The following is a 16311-nucleotide window of genomic DNA, read 5'->3' as shown; positions in this document are numbered from 1 at the left end:
GACAGCCCCTCAATCCTTCAAAATCTTGTTGATGGCTTCGCGAATGCGCACCGGTCCCGGAAAATAGGCCCATTCCAGACTATGCGGATAAGGCGTGTCGAAGCCGGTCACGCGCTCGATGGGCGCTTCGAGATGGTAGAAGCACCGCTCCTGCACCTGCGCCATCAATTCCGCGCCAAAACCGCTGGTCCGCGTCGCCTCATGCACGATCAGGCAACGCCCGGTCTTTTTCACCGACCGCTCGATCGCCTCTATGTCCAGCGGCACCAGCGTCCGCAGGTCGAGTATCTCCGCATCCACGCCCATCTCGACCACGCTGTTCTCCACCACATGAACCATCGTGCCGTAGCAAAGCACCGTCAGCGCCTCGCCAGCCCGCGCCACCCGCGCCTCACCCAGCGGCACGCGATAATAGCCGGTCGGCACCTGCGCCGCCTCATGCCCTGCCCAGCTTTTCGCCGGCGTGTCGTAATGTCCGTCGAACGGGCCGTTATAGATGCGTTTCGGCTCGAAGAAGATGGTCGGGTCATTATCCTCTATCGCCGCGATCAGCAGCCCCTTGGCGTCATAGGGCGTCGAGGGGATCACCGTCTTCACCCCCGAAACATGGGTGAAGATGCCTTCGGGCGACTGGCTGTGCGTCTGCCCGCCGAAAATCCCGCCGCCAAAGGGCGACCGCACCGTCATGGGCGAGATGAACTCCCCTGCGGAACGGTAGCGCAGCCGCGCCGCCTCCGACACCAACTGGTCCAGCGCCGGATAGATATAATCGGCAAATTGAATCTCCGGCACCGGCCGCAACCCATAGGCGCCCATGCCCACCGCCACGCCGATGATGCCGCATTCGGTGATCGGCGTGTCGAACACCCGGTTCTTGCCATATTTCTGCTGCAACCCGGCCGTCGCGCGGAAGACGCCGCCGAAATAGCCGACATCCTCGCCCATCACGACCACATCCGGATCGCGGCCCATCATCACGTCCAAAGCGCTGTTGATCGCCTGGATCATGTTCATCTGCACGACGTCGCTCACAGCCCAGCCGCCTTCCATTCGTCCAGCATAGCCTGTTGCTGTTCCTTGAGGTGCCAGGGCATCTCCTCGAACACATCCTCGAACATCGATTCCATCGGATGGTGGAGGCCATGGCCGAGAATGCCGTTCTTCTCCGCCTCCCGCGCCGCGTCGCGGACCATTTCGGCCAGTTCCCTGTCCATGGCCGCGTGCCGTTCCTCATCCCAGATGCCAAGGCCGATGACATGTTTCTTCAACCGCGCGACCGGATCGCCCAGCGGCCAATGGCTCGCCTCGTCCGCAGAGCGATAGGCGCTGGGATCGTCCGAAGTGCTATGCCCCTCGACGCGATAGGTGAAGTGCTCGATCAGCGTCGGTCCGGCATTGGCCCGCGCCCGGTCGGCGGCCCAGCGCGTCGCGGCATAGACCGCCAGCGCATCATTGCCGTCGACCCGCAGCCCCGCGATGCCATAACCGATGGCCCGCGCCGCGAAAGTCGTCGCCTCTGCTCCGGCAAATCCTGAAAAGCTGCTTATAGCCCATTGATTATTAACGATATTCATGATCACTGGCGCCCGATAGACGCTGGCGAAGGTACAGGCCGAATGGAAGTCTCCCTCCGCCGTCGACCCTTCGCCGCACCAGGTCGCGGCGATCCGCGTATCTCCCCGCGCCGCGCTGGCCATCGCCCAGCCCACGGCCTGCGGATATTGCGTCGTGAGGTTGCCGGAGATGGAGAAGAAACCCGCCTCCCGCGCCGAATACATGATGGGGAGCTGACGTCCCTTCAACCGGTCGCCCTTGTTCGAATAGATCTGGTTCATCATGTCGATGATCGACCAGCCCCGCGCGATCAATATGCCCTGCTGGCGATAGCTGGGGAAACACATGTCGTCGCCCGCCAGCGCCAGCGCCGCGCCGATCGACACCGCCTCCTCACCGGTCGATTTCATGTAGAAGCTGGTCTTGCCCTGCCGCTGCGCCCGGAACATGCGCGCATCGAAAGCCCGCGTCAGAGCCATGGCGCGCAGCATCTTGAGCAGCGTCTCAGCCGGCAGTTTGGGGTTCCAGGGGCCGACCGCGACACCATCTTCATCCAGCACGCGGATCAGCCCATAGGCCAGATCGCGCATCTCGCCCGCCTGCGCAATTTCATCCGGCCGCGCCTGCGCGCCTGCGGGCGGAATGTCGAAATCGCTGAAATCGGCGGTGTCGCCCGGCCGGAATTTCGGTTCCGGCACATGCAGCCGGAGCGGAGGCAGATTGCGTCCCGCCCCATCTCTTCCAGCGTCCGAATCGATCCGGTCGCTCATCCTGCCTCCTCTTGTGCGTTGCAATAATATTGCTGAATACAATTATTATATTACAACACCCGCGAAGGCAAGCCTTGCTGACCCATTTCGTCGCAGACCGTTCCCCGCCCGCTAGACGGCGACCGGGGCGGCGATGTGTCTTTGCGGTGCGTAATCGACCACCTCGAAATCTTCGATCCGATAATCGAAAATGGATGAAGGCCGCCGATTGATCCGCAATTTGGGTTCACCGGACGGAATTCGGCTGATCTGCTCCTCCACCAGCTCGGCATGGTTGAGGTAAAGATGCACGTCCCCACCCTGCCAGATGACCTCGCCCGGCTCCAGATCGCATTGCTGCGCCAGCATCCGCGTGATCATCGACAGGCCGAAGATATTGAAGGCAAAGCCCAGTCCCAGGTCGCAACTGCGCTGGAACAGCAGCCCGTTAAGCCGTCCATTCGCCACCTGGAACTGATAGGTCATATGGCAGGGCGGCAGCGCCATGCGCGATACCTCCGCCACATTCCAGCCCGTGAACAACAGCCGCCGCGACCCCGGATTGGTCCGAATTCCCTCGACCAGATCGGCAATCTGGTTGTGTCCCTGCGCCGCCCGCCGGTAGAGGCCGTCCTCCACCTCCTCATAGCGCGGCCAGTTCACCCACTGCGCGCCATAGACCGGCCCCAGATCGCCCCAGCGGGCCGCGAACGCCTCATCCTCGACGATCCGCGCCTCGAAGGCATCGCGATCGATCTGTTCGCCCGTCGCGCGCCTGTAGGCATCCAGCGGCCAGTCGGTCCAGATATGCACCCCCTGCCGCACCAGTTCCCGGATATTGGTGTCGCCGGTCAGGAACCACAGCATCTCCCGCGCCGCGACTTTCCAATAGACGCGCTTGGTGGTCAGCAGTGGCACGGAATCGTCGGCCAGCGAAAATCGCATGGTCGCGCCCAATATCGACCGAGTCCCCACGCCGGTCCGGTCGATCCTCTCATCGCCATGCCGCCAGATGTGCCGCATCAGATCCAGATATTGCTGCTCATAATGGGGATCGGACGAGGGAGGCAGGCTGGTCAAGGCAGGACTTTCGTGATTCTGGAACAGCATTGCTGTAGCCCAGCCGCCCGCGCGCGCCAAATGCTGCGAAACGGATCAAGTTGCGTCCAATCCTCTCGAAAAGGGATCATGCTTCCTCTATCGTGAGCGCGTCGCAAGAGCATGGTCGGCGGGATGCGCGACCCTGCTTCCCTGCAACTGCTCGTCCTGGACGAGGAATGGCGCCCCCTCCATCGGCTGCATGCCGATCATGACTGGCGCCGCACCATGGATGCGTTGCTGCGATGGGACAGCCATTGGCTGGCGATCGAACAGCGGCGGGCCGGCGGCCCCCTCCCTTATTGGACGGATATCCGCCTGACCCGCACGCTTTCGAAACACCTTCGCCCGATGGAAATCTGCCTGGCGGACCATGTGATTCGCAGCGGCCAGGGCCGTTTCAGCTTCCGCGAGGCCGGGCTTTTATGAGCCGCCCAAAAAAATCCCGCTCCACCGCTTGCCAGCCGGAAAAGCCACCTCTATAGGCTGCGGCCTGCCCAGCGGGACCGCCTCGAAACGGACCCGCTATCGGTCGGGGAGTAGCTCAGCCTGGTAGAGCACTGTCTTCGGGAGGCAGGGGCCGGAGGTTCGAATCCTCTCTCCCCGACCAATTATTTCGCTTATTTTTCAGGCATTTGTTGCGGTATCTTGCCTTCCGATAGCATCCTGAGCCTGTGTTCCTCCGGCCAAACGCTCCCGCTGCGCGCTTTTCCGATTTCCTTGATAATCTGGGCGCGTTGGCCCGATAGCCATCGTACTTGAAATCGCCCTGAACCATCGTCCACGAAAAAGGGCGCGTTTCCGCGCCCTTCATCATGTCTTCGTTATCGGATAGGCGCTATTCGCCGAACACCCGGCGGAAGATGGTGTCCACCTGACGGAAATGATAATCGAGGTTGAACTTCTCCTCGATCTGTTCGGCGGTCAGCGCCGCCGCGACATCCGGATCGGCCTTCAGCAATTCCATCAGCGAAAGCTGGCCGTCCGATTCCCAGACCTTCATCGCATTGCGCTGGACATAGCGATAGCTGTCCTCCCGCGACACGCCCGCCTGCGTCAGCGCCAGCAGCACCCGCTGCGAGTGGACGAGGCCGCCCATCTTGTCGAGATTCTTCATCATCCGCTCAGGATAGACGAGCAGCTTGTCGATCACGCCGGTCAGGCGGCCCAGCGCGAAGTCGAGCGTGATGGTCGCATCGGGGCCGATATAACGTTCGACCGAAGAGTGGCTGATGTCGCGTTCATGCCAGAGCGCGACATTCTCCATCGCCGGCAGGGCATAGCTGCGCACCATGCGGGCCAGGCCGGTCAGATTCTCCGTCAGCACCGGATTGCGCTTGTGCGGCATGGCGGAGCTGCCCTTCTGGCCGGGCGAGAAATATTCCTCGGCTTCCAGGACTTCGGTGCGCTGGAGGTGGCGGACCTCGACGGCCAGCCGCTCGATGGACGATGCGATCACGCCCAGCGTCGCGAAGAACATCGCGTGCCGGTCGCGCGGAATGACCTGCGTCGACACCGGTTCGATGGCGAGGCCCAGCTTCTCCGCGACATGCTCCTCCACCCGCGGGTCGATATTGGCGAAGGTGCCGACCGCGCCGGAAATGGCGCAGGTCGCGACTTCCTCCCGCGCGGCGACCAGGCGGGCGCGGCAGCGGCTGAACTCCGCATAGGCCTCCGCCATTTTCAGGCCGAAGGTCACCGGTTCGGCATGGATGCCATGGCTGCGGCCGATGGTCGGGGTCAACTTATGCTCATAGGCCCGGCGCTTGATGACCTCCAGCAGCTTGTCGAGATCGTCGATCAGGATGTCGGCGGCGCGGCTCAATTGCACGGCGAGGCAGGTGTCCAGCACGTCGCTGGACGTCATGCCCTGATGCATGAAGCGCGCTTCGTCGCCCACCTGTTCGGCCACCCAGGTCAGGAAGGCGATGACGTCATGCTTGGTGACGGCCTCGATCGCGTCGATGGCGGGCACGTCGATGGCGGGGTTGGTCGCCCACCAGTCCCACAGCGCCTTGGCGGCGGATGGCGGCACAACGCCCAGTTCGCCCAGCTTTTCGGTCGCATGCGCCTCAATCTCGAACCAGATTTTGAAGCGGGCCTCCGGTTCCCAGAGGGCGGTCATTTGCGGGCGGGCGTAACGGGGGACCATCGGGCGAATCCTGCATGCATGAGTTGAAAGTCGCTGCGCCGCCTAGCAGCACCGCCTTTCGGGGGCAAATCGAGCGGCCAAGGGGGATGATATCGGGCCGCTCTCCGATGTTTCGTCTCATTAATCGCAGCACCGGACGCCGAAACGAGCCGAATCGGGAGGTGAATGGAGCCGGGCAAACAAATAGTCGGGAACTCGATGTTTTATTTGGCTATTGTCGCAGGTGAAAATCGGACGGTCCATTCTGGAGAATGCCATGATCCGCGCCTGTCTTTTGATGACAGCCATCTTCGTTGCGACGCCGGCGTCGGCGCAGGCCGGTGCCGCGCCCCAGGACAATCCGGCCCAGCCCGCCGCGCCCGGCAACGCGGTATCCTCGATCGTGGACACCGAATTTCCGGCCTATGACCAGAATCATGACGGCCAACTCGACAAGGCTGAGTTCTCGCGCTGGATGGTGGCGCTGAAGGATCAGGAAATGAAGGCCACGGGGAATAGTCTGGCGCCGGCCGAGGTGACGGCCTGGGCCGATGGCGCTTTCGTCACGGCCGATGCGGACAAGAGCGCCACCATAAGCAAGCCCGAATTGATCGCCTATCTGAGTGGCGGCGCGGGATAAAATACGGAATTCCCGTCGCGAGGCGGGGATTGGAACCCTAAATGGGTCGCATCGTGAGGCGGCATGGAGCGAAGGCCATGCCGCCTCCTTTTTTGCGCGGCGCGGAAGGTCAGCCGCGCTTCTTGTTCGCGTAGAGCAGCGCCGCGACGATGGCGGCGGAGCCGATGCCGACGGCAGTCCCCATCCAGACGGCCTTGCTCGCCGATTTGCGCGCGGCGGCGGCCATGTCGGTCTTGTCCGTGGTGGAGGCAGGGGCGGCGGCGCTCTCGGGCGCGTCTTCGGTCGGCTTCGTCATGGTGATTCCCGATATGCAACAAAGCATAAGCACAGAAAAGGCGGATGCGGCGAAAATATTGGGCCGACATGATCCATCGCCCATGCGCGGCGGCACTTAAGGGCTTGACCGACAAGCAAGTTGCGTAGCACCCAAGGACGGGCGGTTTTCGCCTCCGACCCCGCCGCGCCCGGACAGGCCCGGCCATATCACGGCTATACAGGATGCAGAGAGGATCAATCATGTCCGAAGGGAACGCCGAGCGGGTCAACATGGCCTTTATCGCGGCGATCGTCGCCGTGGCGACCATAGGCGGATTCATGTTCGGTTATGACAGCGGTGTTATAAACGGCACGCAAAAGGGGCTGGAGGCGGCCTTCGACCTGGGCAAGCTGGGCATCGGGGTCAATGTGGGCGCGATCCTGGTTGGGTCGTCCATCGGCGCGTTCATCGCCGGGCGTCTGGCCGACCTGATCGGGCGGCGCGGCGTGATGATGCTGGCGGCGGTGCTGTTCCTGGGCAGCGCGCTGATGGCGGGTGCGGCGGGATCCTCCGCCATATTCATCATTGCCCGCATCATCGGCGGGCTTGGCGTGGGCGCGGCGAGCGTCATTTCGCCTGTCTATATCTCCGAAGTGACGCCAGCGGCGGTGCGCGGGCGGTTGTCGAGCGTCCAGCAGGTCATGATCATTTCCGGCCTGACCGGCGCGTTCGTCGCGAATTTCGTGCTGGCGCGGCATGCGGGCGGGTCGACGGCGGAACTGTGGCTGGGCTTTCCGGCCTGGCGCTGGATGTTCTGGTTGCAGGCCATTCCGGCGGCAATCTACTTCCTGGCGCTGCTGGCGATCCCGGAAAGCCCCCGCTATCTGGTGGCGCGCGGGCAGGATGAGCGCGCCCATGCCGTGCTGACCCGGCTGTTCGGGGTGGAAACGGCGACCCGCAAGGTGGCGGAGATTCGCGCCAGCCTGGCCACCGACCATCACCGGCCGAAGCTGGGCGACCTGATCGACCGGACGAGCGGCAAGGTGCGCCCCATCGTCTGGACCGGCATCGGCCTGGCCGTGTTCCAGCAGTTCGTCGGCATCAACGTCGTCTTCTATTATGGCGCGACATTGTGGGAAGCGGTCGGCTTTTCCGAAGATCATGCGTTGCAGACCAACATCCTGTCGGGCGTGCTGTCGATCGGCGCATGCCTGACCACCATCGCGCTGGTCGACCGGATCGGGCGCAAGCCGTTGTTGCTGGCCGGGTCGGCGGGCATGGCGGTGACGCTGGCGACGGTCGCCTATGCCTTTTCCACCGCGATCACGGGGGGCGACGGTACGGTGACGCTGCCTGGCCATAATGGCGTGATCGCGCTGGTCGCGGCCAATCTCTACGTGATCTTCTTCAACATGAGTTGGGGGCCGATCATGTGGGTGATGCTGGGCGAGATGTTCCCGAACCAGATACGCGGATCGGCCCTTGCCGTGGCGGGATTTGCGCAGTGGATCGCCAATGCGGCGATCTCCGTCAGCTTTCCCGCGCTGGCGGTGTCGCCGGGGCTGGCGATCACCTATACCGGCTATGCGCTTTTCGCCGCCATTTCCTATTTCTTCGTCCGGGCGCTGGTGCGTGAGACGAAGGGACGCGAACTGGAGGATATGGTCGGCTGAAGGCAGCAGCCGGGCAGCGTTAAAGGAAAATCCGCCGCGCCACCGGCGCGGACCGGATCAGATGATAGGCCGCAAGCGGCGCCAGCAGCGCCGTCATCAGCAACCATGGCTTGCCCAGATAAGGCGACAGATAATGGATCACCGCGACATGCAGGTACATGATGACCAGTGAGGCGCGACCGATCGCCGCGATCCAACCGCTGAACGGCGCGATCCTTACCGACAGGCGGAACAGCAGGAAGCTGGTCGCGACCGCCGATCCGATGGAGAGCAACGGCCAGCCATAATCCGCCGCCTTCATATTGAGCGTCGGCAGCAAGGCCATCAATCCCGCCAGCGACAGCAGGACAAGTGGCGCGACCATCCAGCTTCGCCAGGCCGCAAGCTGCCAGGCTGCGCCGACCCAGAGCAGAACCAGCGCCATCGGCACGCTAAGCACGCCCAGGGGCGACAGGCTGGTGAACTGGCCCACCGCATAAGCGGCCGCCAGGCAAGGCAACATCACCCACGCCCAGTGCCGGTCGAACGGATGGGGCCAGCGCGCCAGCCCCATATTGAACACTATCCGCGCCATCATCAGGCAGGGCACGAACCAGAAGATGGTGAACGGCCCCCGCAGCCAGGAGCCGCCCAGCAGGATCGGCAACAGATCATGCGGCCAGTCGTGAAAGATTGGCCGTCCGCCCTTCATCGTCTCGATGATCTGGTCGGCCACGATCAGAAGGATCAGGAAAGCCGCATAGGGCCGCATCTGCGACGCCCATTGCCGCCATGCGAAGCGCGCCACCGGCTGCGGGCGCGACAGCAGGCCCGACAACAGGAAGAACAGCGGCATATGGAAACTGTACATCGCATCGCGCAGCCCCCCGCGCGTCCACACATGGCCGACGACCACGGCGACGATGCCGACGCCGCGCGCGACATCGATCCATTCCAGCCTGCCTCCGCCCGGCGGATGCCCTTCATGCCCCCTATTCTCCATGACCTCCACGCCCTATAGGAAGCCGCACGCGCGTCAATCGCTCCCCTCATTTACGGAAACGCCTTTGTCCCTGCTTCACGATCGAGTCCTGTTCATCGATGGCGAGGCCATCATCCTCGACAAGCCCGCCGGCCTGCCGGTCGACGCACCGCGTGACGGATCGCTTTCCCTGGAAAACCATCTTTCCTCTCTGACCTTCGGCTTTCAGCGTTGGCCATTGCCGGTGCACCGGCTGGACCGGGACACCAGCGGCTGCCTGCTGCTGGCCCGCAATCCCAAGGCGCACAAGCGCTTCGCCGCCGCCTTCGAAGCGGGTACCGTCGCCAAGCGCTATGTCGCGGTGGTCGACGGCGTCCCGGCGGAGGATAGCGGCATGATCGATCTGGCGCTCAAGAAGATCAGCACACAGGCGCAGGGCTGGCGCATGATCCCGGCCAAGGCGGGCAAGGCGGCGGTCACCGAATGGCGCAAGATCGCGGAGAAGGACGGCCGGTCGGTGATCGTCTTCACCCCCCGCACCGGGCGGACCCATCAGATTCGCACCCATGCGCTGCATGGCCTGGGCTTCGGCATCGCCGGCGATCCGGTCTATGGCACAGGCAGCGGCCCGATGCTGCTCCACAGCCGCTTCCTCAGCATCCCGCGCGGCGAGAAAGCGCCTGCGGAAGCGACGGCGCCCCTGCCGGAAACCTTCGCGGCGGCAGGCTTCGGGCAGGAACTGCTCGAACAGGCGGGGCTATAGCGCTTGGCCCTTATTCCCGTCACCCGGTCGATCGCCATCGACACTGACGAGCTTTCGGAGACTTTCGTCCGCTCGACCGGCGCGGGGGGCCAACATGTCAACACCACCGACAGCGCCGTGCAATTGCGCTTCGACGTGGCGAACAGCCCTTCGCTGCCCGAAGCGGTGAAGCACCGGCTGGCGATGATCGCCGGGCGACGGATGACGGCGGAAGGCGTGCTGATCCTGCGTTCCGAAGGATCCCGGTCGCAACTTTTGAACCGGCAGGAAGTGGTGGAACGGCTGGTCGCGCTGATCCGCGAGGCGACCGTCGTGCCCAAGGCGCGCAAGGCGACCAAGCCCGGCAAGGCCGCCAAGGCCCGCCGCGTCGATGCGAAGAAGGCGCGCAGTTCGGTCAAGGCCGGGCGCGGCAAGGTTCGGTTCGATTAAGGGAATATGGGCGGCACTGGCCGACACGCCCGGCATCCCCTATATCCCCGCCATGTTCGATTTCGCTCCCCCGGCCGACGCCGACAAGGCCACGCTCTATGACGACCTGCTCTCCGCCGCTGATGCGCTGACGGCGGGCGAACCCGATGGCGTCGCCAATATGGCCAATGTCTCTGCGCTCATCTGGCAGTTTCTGCCGGACCTCAACTGGGCGGGCTTTTACCGGATGATCGGGGATGAACTGGTGCTCGGCCCCTTTCAGGGCAAGACGGCCTGCATCCGCATTCCGCTGGGCAAGGGCGTGTGCGGCGCGGCGGCCGCCAGCAGCGAGACGCAACTGGTCGAGGATGTCCACGCCTTTCCGGGCCATATCGCTTGCGACGCGGCCAGCGCTTCGGAGATCGTCGTGCCGGTGATCGTGGACGGCCGGATTGTGGCGGTACTCGACCTCGACAGCCCAACCCGCGCGCGGTTCGACGATGCTGACAGGACGGGACTGGAGGCGCTGATCGCCCGCATCGGATCGCGGCTGGGCTGAACATGCCGTGCCCCGTTTCGAGACAGCATCGCAACCGCCGATGCGTGGATCGCCGTGCTCCATCATGCTAAACAAGCCCTTAACAAAACAGCCGAAACAGGGGTTCTAGCATGCATATCCGGAACATCATCCTGGTGGGCGCCAGCCTGACGATGGGGATGGCGACGCCCGTTCTGGCAAAGGGTCAGGGCGGGTCGCCCGGCCTTCGCTATGATGACGAAGTCACCACGCCGGACCGGCCGTCCGCGCCTTCGCACGGCTATGAAGGCCGCTGGAGCGGCACCTGGCGCGACAAGGACGGGAAAACCTATAGCGGCGATTATGAGGGCCGCTTCGAAGGGCATGTGAGCGGCGGTCCGGGCGTCGATTTCGACCCGCCGCCCTATGCCGCTGCGCCGCGCCCGACGGTCCGCACTTCCGGTCCGGGAGAACCCGTGGTCACGACGACGCAGGCTCCCGGCTTCGTATCGGACGGCTATTATTATCCCGGCGCCACCACGACGACCGTCGTGATCCAACCCGCCGTCACCACCACCCGGACCTATGTAACCGAAGTGCCTGCGCGAAAGAGGAAGTCGCGCTAAGCCGCCTGCGACCGCACCGCCGCCCAGGGCCGGGGCCGGCCCATCAGATAGCCCTGGCCGATGGTGCAACCGCGCGCGATCAGCAGTTCGACCTGCCCGGCCGTCTCCACGCCTTCCGCGACCACCTCCATGCCCAGGCTGCTGCCCAGATTCACGATGGCGTCGACGATGACGGCGTCCCCGGCATCCCGTTCGATATTGCGGATGAAACTGCGGTCGATCTTCAGCACGTCGACGGGATATTGCTTCAAATGGCTGAGCGATGCGTAGCCGGTGCCGAAATCGTCCAGCGCGATCCGCACGCCCGCCGCCGACAGGCGGTGCAGCGCCCGCTCCACCTGTTCGGCGCCGCGGCCGAGGAACACCGTCTCCGTCACCTCGATCTCGAACCGCTGTGGCGGAACGGCGCAGCGCGCGAGATGCGCAAGGACATGGTCGGCAAAATCATGCTGCATGAAGTCGGCGGCCGAAGCGTTGATGGCGACACGGCCCGGATCATAGCCCGACCGCAACCAGCGATCGACGTCGCGAACGACCTTCGCCAGCATCTTTTCCGTCAGTTCGACGGCGATTTCCGCATTATCGAACGCCGCGGCGATGCTGTCGGGCGCATGTACGCCGGTGCGCGGATGCTGCCAGCGAAGCAGCGCTTCATAGCCCAATATCCGGCCCGTCTTCATATCGGACTTCGGCTGATAATAGGGCACCACCAGATCCTCCGCGATCGCCTGCCGCGCCATATGGATCATCGAACTGCGCTGCTGCGCCTCTGCGCGCAATTGCGACTGGAACAGCGTCAGGCGGCCCCGTCCCGACGATTTGGATGCGTAAAGCGCCAAGTCCGCCGCCTTCAGCAATTCGGTCGCGTCCTCCCCATGTTCGCCGAAGACCGCGCCACCCATGCTGATGCCATAGTCGAGCGAACGGCCATTATGGACATAGGGCGCCCGCACACCGCCCAGCAGTTCGGCGCTCCAGTCCGAAAGCGCCGTGCTGCTGGCGAGTGAAGGCGCGATCATGCCGAACTCGTCACCTCCCAGCCGCCCGATCATGGCGTCGGCCGGCGCGCAGGAGGCAAAACGCTGCGCAAAGCCGCAAAGGAGCGCATCGCCCGCATCATGGCCCAGCATGTCGTTGGTCCGCTTCAGATCGTCTATGTCGACCAGGATCAGGCCGAAGCTCTCTCCGCGACTGCGCGCCCGCTCGGTCATTTCCTCCAGCGTCGCCTGCCACAGCGCCCGGTTGGGCATGCGGGTCATCGGATCATGCGTCGCGGCCCAGCGGATGCGTTCCTCGCTATCCCTTTCCTCGGTGACGTCCTGGAAGGTGACGATGACGCGCAGCGGCCGACCCGAATCCGAAAAACTGCGCCATCCGACGCTCTTGATCCAGCGCAGGGCGCCGGTATCGGCCCGGTATATCCTGAGGGTCGCTTCGAAATGCGGCGGCATGCGCTCATTCGCCACGGCGTCCAGCATTGCGGCCAGGCGGGCACGGTCGTCCGGATGCACCAGCTTCAGCGCCAGTTCGCTCGTCGCCGGTTCGGTATCGGACAATCCCAGCATCGACCGGAATTCCGGCGACCATGTCCGCGTGCCCGCCATTGCGTCGAAATCCCAGATGCCCAGACGCGCCGACTGCACGGCCAGGCGGAAGCGTTCCTCGCTATCGGCAAGTTCGCGCTGCGCCAGCTTCTGCGCGTGAATATCCTCCAGCGTGCCGTACCAGCGCACGATCCGGCCCTTCGCATCGCGCCGCGCCGACGCCCGCGACCGCATCCAGCGATAGCCGCCGTCGGCTAGGCGCAGCCGGTAGTCCACATCCACCGGATCGCCCGTTCGGACCTTTTCCATCCAGACCGCCATCGTCCGGTCGACATCGTCGGGATGAAGCGAATCGATCCACCCTGTGCCTTGCGCCTGATCCGGGTCCATGCCGGTCAAATCCCGCCAACGCGGCCCGATTTCCTCAACCGCGCCGTCAGGGGCCGCCGTCCAGGGCACTTGGGGACTGAGTTCCACCGACCAGCGATAATGTTGTCGGCTTTCCGCCAGCGCATCGGCCAATGCCCGACGATCCCGGTCATAGCGCTCGTCAATATCTTCGACTGTGCCGTACCAGAGCGGCTGCTCGTCCGGTTCCGCGACCAGCGTCATGCGCACGATCCCCGATCTCGTCTCCCCCGACAGGGTGCGCATCCGGACGGGGATCGGACCGGGGCGGGAATGCTTCGCCGCGTCGGCCAAGGCCTTGCAGTCGTGGCGGTCCAGCATGGCGCGCCAGCCATTTCCCATCATGTCGGAGGAAAAATGGCGCGCGAACAGGTCGGAAGCGATCTCTCGCGACAGGATGCGACCGCGCGAATCCGCGATCCAGCGAATCAGTGGTGGCGAGACGCGCTGGAATACCGGCGAAAAGAGCAATTCATTGCGATAGTGAAAAGTGTCCCAATCCAGCCCGTCCTGAGCCAGTTCGGTACCCAGTTCCTGAAATCTACGATCAGCAAAACGGTCCATGCGTCAGCCTTGGTTCACCGCCAATTCTGTAATTCATCAGGATGTGGTAATGGAAAAAGTTAAATAAGCTTTCCAACTCCCTAGCGGTAAAAATCCGTAACGGTGGAAAGGATTTCCGGCGGCCGGGCTGCGCGCTCCGGCCCGCGCCGGCGGCCTTATTTGCGGAAGATCGCGGCCAATTCTCGCGGCAATGCCGGCTCGTCGCGGCTTTCCACTTCCCGAACGGCGTGCGCCTGCTCGTCCGGGTCGAAACGGGTCCAGCCGTTGCGGCTCAGCCGTTCGAGCGGGCGGTAGCGGATCTTATACTGCATACGCTGCGACCCCTCGACCCAATAGCCGAGATAGACATAGGACAGCCCGGCCTTCGCGGCGCGCAGGATGTGATCCATGATGATGAAATTGCCCAGCCCCTTGCGATGCTCCAGCTCCGTATCGAAGAAGCTGTAGATCATCGACAGGCCGTCGCCCTGCCGGTCGGTCAGGCAGGCGCCGATCAGTTTTCCGGGGCGGCCATCCTCACCCGGTTCGCGATACTCGACGACATGGCTTTCCACCGGGGTCTGTTCGACCATGTCGGCAAAGTCCATCTCATCCATTTCGGTCATTCCGCCGCCGGGATGACGCGCGCGCAGATAGCGCTGGAGCAGCGCGAACTGCTCCTCGGTCGACCAGGGCTTGCAGGCGGTGATGACCAGGTCTTCATTCTTGCGCAGCAATTTGCGCTGAGTCGCATTGGGTTCGAACTCGCCCGCGACGACGCGCACCGACACGCAGGCGGAACAATCCGCGCAACTGGGGCGATAGGCGACGTTCTGGCTGCGGCGAAACCCGATGCGGCCAAGGGCGTCGTTCAGTTCCGACGCATTGTCGCCGCTCAGTTCGGTGAACACCTTCCGCTCGCTCCTGCCCGGCAGATAGGGGCATGGGCTGGGATTGGTGACGAAGAAACGCGGAAAGCGGAAAGGCGCACTCACAACCGCATCTCCCCCACAGCGCTGCCCGACCCCTGATTCATGAGTCGACTATGCCGTCCGCAAGCGGCTGTGAAAAGTTTATTTACCACGAAAATTGGTTAAGCGGCAGAGGCCGCGTCGATCAGGCCACTTCGATCGGCGCAACCTCATAGCCAACCTCGCGAAGCGCCGCGATCAGGCGCTCCAGATGAGCGCCGTCGCGCGTCTCGCACTCGACGTCGAGGCTGAGGCCCTTGGCAGGCAAATTGGTAAAGATGCGCTGGTGCGAAAGCTCCAGGATATTGACCGCTTCCTGGTCGAAGATGCGCGCCACATGGAACAGCGCACCCGGCCGGTCCTGAAGGATGATGCGCAGCCGCGCCAATCGGCCCGAACGCGCCAGATCGCGCAACAGCACATTCGCCAGCAGGCGCGTGTCGATGTTGCCGCCGGTCAGGATCAGGCCGACATTGCGCCCTGCGAACTCGTCCCTGTGCGTCAGCAGCGCGGCAAGTCCTGCGGCGCCCGCGCCCTCCACCACCGTCTTTTCGATCTGGAGCAGCAGGCTGACCGCTTCCTCCAGATGGCGTTCGCTGACCAGCAGCACATCGTCCGCCAGCCGCTCGACGAAACGGCGGGTGAGTTCGCCCGGCTGCTTGACGGCGATGCCCTCCGCCAGCGTGTCGCCGTCGCAGGGCAGGTTCGCGCCCTTGATATGATCGTACATCGACGGATAGAGTTCCGCTTGAACGCCATATATCTTGATGTCCGGCTTCATCGCCTTGGCCGCCGTCGCCACGCCCGAAAACAGGCCGCCGCCGCCGATGGGGATGATCAGCGTATCGATCTCCGGCGCGTCCTCCAGCATTTCGAGCGCGACCGTGCCCTGCCCCGCCATGATGTCCGGCTCGTCGAAGGGATGGACGAAGGTCAGGCCCTGCTCCACCTCCAGCTTGCGGGCATGGGCATAGGCGTCGTCGAACTTCTCGCCATATTGGACGACCGTGGCGCCATGCCCTTGCGTCTGCGTCACCTTCACGGTCGGCGTGGTGGTCGGCATGACGATGGTCACGGGCACGCCCAGACGCTTGCCATGATAGGCAAGGCCCTGCGCATGATTGCCGGCCGAAGCGGCGATGATGCCCTTCTTCTTCGCCTTCTCGTCCAGTTGCAGCAGGCGGTTGAGCGCGCCGCGTTCCTTGTAGGCGGCGGTGAACTGGAGATTTTCGAATTTCAGATAGACTTTGCAGCCGAACATGGCCGACAGCGTCTGGCTGACCAGCGTCGGCGTATGCACGACGGAGCCGGAAATTCGCACCCGCGCCGCCAATATGTCGTCGACGGAAATGGGCAGCGGCGTGGCGCTTTCGATCTTGGTCAGCGTGTTCATGGCGCGGCACCTACCTCAAAATTGCGGCGGAAGAAACTGGCACTCGCTGAAAACTGTGCCTATGGCTGACGGGCGC

At 63.8% G+C, this 16311-nt stretch carries 16 protein-coding genes and 1 tRNA gene; 8 read left to right on the top strand and 9 right to left on the bottom strand.

Features of this window, described 5'->3' with window-relative positions; genetic code table 11:
- Nucleotides 1-9: 9 nt before the first annotated feature.
- From NUH86_RS03000 to thyA, 3 genes are all read right to left on the bottom strand, one after another.
- A complete protein-coding gene (locus NUH86_RS03000) occupies nt 10-1014 on the bottom strand; it encodes an alpha-ketoacid dehydrogenase subunit beta (protein ID WP_267252016.1) in 1005 nt (334 codons plus the stop codon).
- A gap of 14 nt (nt 1015-1028) precedes the next feature.
- The gene (locus NUH86_RS02995) at nt 1029-2324 is read right to left on the bottom strand and encodes a 3-methyl-2-oxobutanoate dehydrogenase (2-methylpropanoyl-transferring) subunit alpha (RefSeq protein ID WP_267251209.1); all 1296 of its coding nucleotides are present in this window, start codon (nt 2322-2324) and stop codon (nt 1029-1031) included.
- Nucleotides 2325-2435: 111 nt separating this feature from the next.
- The gene (gene thyA / locus NUH86_RS02990) at nt 2436-3413 is read right to left on the bottom strand and encodes a thymidylate synthase (RefSeq protein ID WP_267251208.1); all 978 of its coding nucleotides are present in this window, start codon (nt 3411-3413) and stop codon (nt 2436-2438) included.
- Nucleotides 3414-3536: 123 nt separating this feature from the next.
- Here thyA and NUH86_RS02985 point away from each other — a divergent pair, with 123 nt between their 5' ends.
- Nucleotides 3537-3830 carry a JAB domain-containing protein gene (locus NUH86_RS02985; protein WP_267251207.1) on the top strand — a complete coding sequence of 98 codons (294 nt, stop codon included), beginning with the start codon at nt 3537-3539 and terminating at the stop codon, nt 3828-3830.
- Nucleotides 3831-3934: 104 nt separating this feature from the next.
- Nucleotides 3935-4011 (top strand) — tRNA-Pro (locus tag NUH86_RS02980).
- Between the two features lie 228 nt (nt 4012-4239).
- On the opposite strand, the gene purB is transcribed toward NUH86_RS02980, so the two are convergent.
- The gene (gene purB, locus NUH86_RS02975) at nt 4240-5553 is read right to left on the bottom strand and encodes an adenylosuccinate lyase (protein WP_267251206.1); all 1314 of its coding nucleotides are present in this window, start codon (nt 5551-5553) and stop codon (nt 4240-4242) included.
- A 256-nt stretch (nt 5554-5809) separates the two neighbouring features.
- Between purB and NUH86_RS02970 the strand changes: the two genes are divergently transcribed.
- Entirely contained in the window at nt 5810-6172 is a 363-nt protein-coding gene (locus tag NUH86_RS02970; RefSeq protein WP_267251205.1) for an EF-hand domain-containing protein, read from the top strand.
- Nucleotides 6173-6281: 109 nt separating this feature from the next.
- Here the strand turns inward: NUH86_RS02970 and NUH86_RS02965 are convergent, their stop codons facing one another.
- On the bottom strand, nt 6282-6467 hold the full coding sequence (locus NUH86_RS02965) for a hypothetical protein (protein ID WP_267251204.1): 186 nt from the start codon (nt 6465-6467) through the stop codon (nt 6282-6284).
- A 221-nt stretch (nt 6468-6688) separates the two neighbouring features.
- Here NUH86_RS02965 and NUH86_RS02960 point away from each other — a divergent pair, with 221 nt between their 5' ends.
- On the top strand, nt 6689-8101 hold the full coding sequence (locus NUH86_RS02960) for a sugar porter family MFS transporter (RefSeq protein ID WP_267251203.1): 1413 nt from the start codon (nt 6689-6691) through the stop codon (nt 8099-8101).
- A gap of 19 nt (nt 8102-8120) precedes the next feature.
- On the opposite strand, the gene NUH86_RS02955 is transcribed toward NUH86_RS02960, so the two are convergent.
- On the bottom strand, nt 8121-9083 hold the full coding sequence (locus tag NUH86_RS02955) for an acyltransferase family protein (RefSeq protein WP_267251202.1): 963 nt from the start codon (nt 9081-9083) through the stop codon (nt 8121-8123).
- A gap of 64 nt (nt 9084-9147) precedes the next feature.
- Between NUH86_RS02955 and NUH86_RS02950 the strand changes: the two genes are divergently transcribed.
- The 4 genes from NUH86_RS02950 (at nt 9148) to NUH86_RS02935 (ending at nt 11376) form a co-directional block, all read left to right on the top strand.
- The gene (locus tag NUH86_RS02950; RefSeq protein WP_267251201.1) at nt 9148-9825 is read left to right on the top strand and encodes an RluA family pseudouridine synthase; all 678 of its coding nucleotides are present in this window, start codon (nt 9148-9150) and stop codon (nt 9823-9825) included.
- A 3-nt stretch (nt 9826-9828) separates the two neighbouring features.
- Nucleotides 9829-10254, top strand: a complete 426-nt coding sequence (gene arfB / locus NUH86_RS02945) for an alternative ribosome rescue aminoacyl-tRNA hydrolase ArfB (protein WP_267251200.1) — start codon at nt 9829-9831, stop codon at nt 10252-10254.
- A gap of 52 nt (nt 10255-10306) precedes the next feature.
- Entirely contained in the window at nt 10307-10792 is a 486-nt protein-coding gene (locus NUH86_RS02940; protein WP_267252015.1) for a GAF domain-containing protein, read from the top strand.
- Nucleotides 10793-10902: 110 nt separating this feature from the next.
- A complete protein-coding gene (locus NUH86_RS02935) occupies nt 10903-11376 on the top strand; it encodes a hypothetical protein (RefSeq protein WP_267251199.1) in 474 nt (157 codons plus the stop codon).
- Here NUH86_RS02935 and NUH86_RS02930 read toward each other — a convergent pair.
- From NUH86_RS02930 to NUH86_RS02920, 3 genes are all read right to left on the bottom strand, one after another.
- Entirely contained in the window at nt 11373-13892 is a 2520-nt protein-coding gene (locus tag NUH86_RS02930; RefSeq protein ID WP_267251197.1) for a putative bifunctional diguanylate cyclase/phosphodiesterase, read from the bottom strand. The genes NUH86_RS02935 and NUH86_RS02930 overlap by 4 nt on opposite strands.
- 155 nt (nt 13893-14047) lie before the next feature.
- Nucleotides 14048-14866: an arginyltransferase gene (locus NUH86_RS02925; RefSeq protein ID WP_267251195.1), complete on the bottom strand. Its 819-nt coding sequence runs from the start codon at nt 14864-14866 to the stop codon at nt 14048-14050.
- Nucleotides 14867-14987: 121 nt separating this feature from the next.
- Complete coding sequence (locus NUH86_RS02920; RefSeq protein WP_267251194.1) at nt 14988-16235, bottom strand: threonine ammonia-lyase; 1248 nt, start codon at nt 16233-16235, stop codon at nt 14988-14990.
- Nucleotides 16236-16311 lie beyond the last annotated feature (76 nt).

Origin of the sequence: Sphingobium sp. JS3065, from assembly GCF_026427355.1 — a bacterium.
In the GTDB taxonomy this organism is placed as follows: domain Bacteria; phylum Pseudomonadota; class Alphaproteobacteria; order Sphingomonadales; family Sphingomonadaceae; genus Sphingobium.
Note: the sequence above shows the minus strand (reverse complement) of the source record. Positions and strands in the feature narration are given on the sequence as shown.

Bases quoted from the DNA above. Each gene is read 5' to 3' on its own strand.
- NUH86_RS03000 (WP_267252016.1), bottom strand. From the start codon at position 1,014: ATGAACATGATCCAGGCGATCAACAGCGCTTTGGACGTGATGATGGGC.
- NUH86_RS02995 (WP_267251209.1), bottom strand. From the start codon at position 2,324: ATGAGCGACCGGATCGATTCGGACGCTGGAAGAGATGGGGCGGGACGC.
- thyA (WP_267251208.1), bottom strand. From the start codon at position 3,413: ATGCTGTTCCAGAATCACGAAAGTCCTGCCTTGACCAGCCTGCCTCCC.
- NUH86_RS02985 (WP_267251207.1), top strand. From the start codon at position 3,537: ATGCGCGACCCTGCTTCCCTGCAACTGCTCGTCCTGGACGAGGAATGG.
- purB (WP_267251206.1), bottom strand. From the start codon at position 5,553: ATGGTCCCCCGTTACGCCCGCCCGCAAATGACCGCCCTCTGGGAACCG.
- NUH86_RS02970 (WP_267251205.1), top strand. From the start codon at position 5,810: ATGATCCGCGCCTGTCTTTTGATGACAGCCATCTTCGTTGCGACGCCG.
- NUH86_RS02965 (WP_267251204.1), bottom strand. From the start codon at position 6,467: ATGACGAAGCCGACCGAAGACGCGCCCGAGAGCGCCGCCGCCCCTGCC.
- NUH86_RS02960 (WP_267251203.1), top strand. From the start codon at position 6,689: ATGTCCGAAGGGAACGCCGAGCGGGTCAACATGGCCTTTATCGCGGCG.
- NUH86_RS02955 (WP_267251202.1), bottom strand. From the start codon at position 9,083: ATGGAGAATAGGGGGCATGAAGGGCATCCGCCGGGCGGAGGCAGGCTG.
- NUH86_RS02940 (WP_267252015.1), top strand. From the start codon at position 10,307: ATGTTCGATTTCGCTCCCCCGGCCGACGCCGACAAGGCCACGCTCTAT.
- NUH86_RS02935 (WP_267251199.1), top strand. From the start codon at position 10,903: ATGCATATCCGGAACATCATCCTGGTGGGCGCCAGCCTGACGATGGGG.
- NUH86_RS02930 (WP_267251197.1), bottom strand. From the start codon at position 13,892: ATGGACCGTTTTGCTGATCGTAGATTTCAGGAACTGGGTACCGAACTG.
- NUH86_RS02920 (WP_267251194.1), bottom strand. From the start codon at position 16,235: ATGAACACGCTGACCAAGATCGAAAGCGCCACGCCGCTGCCCATTTCC.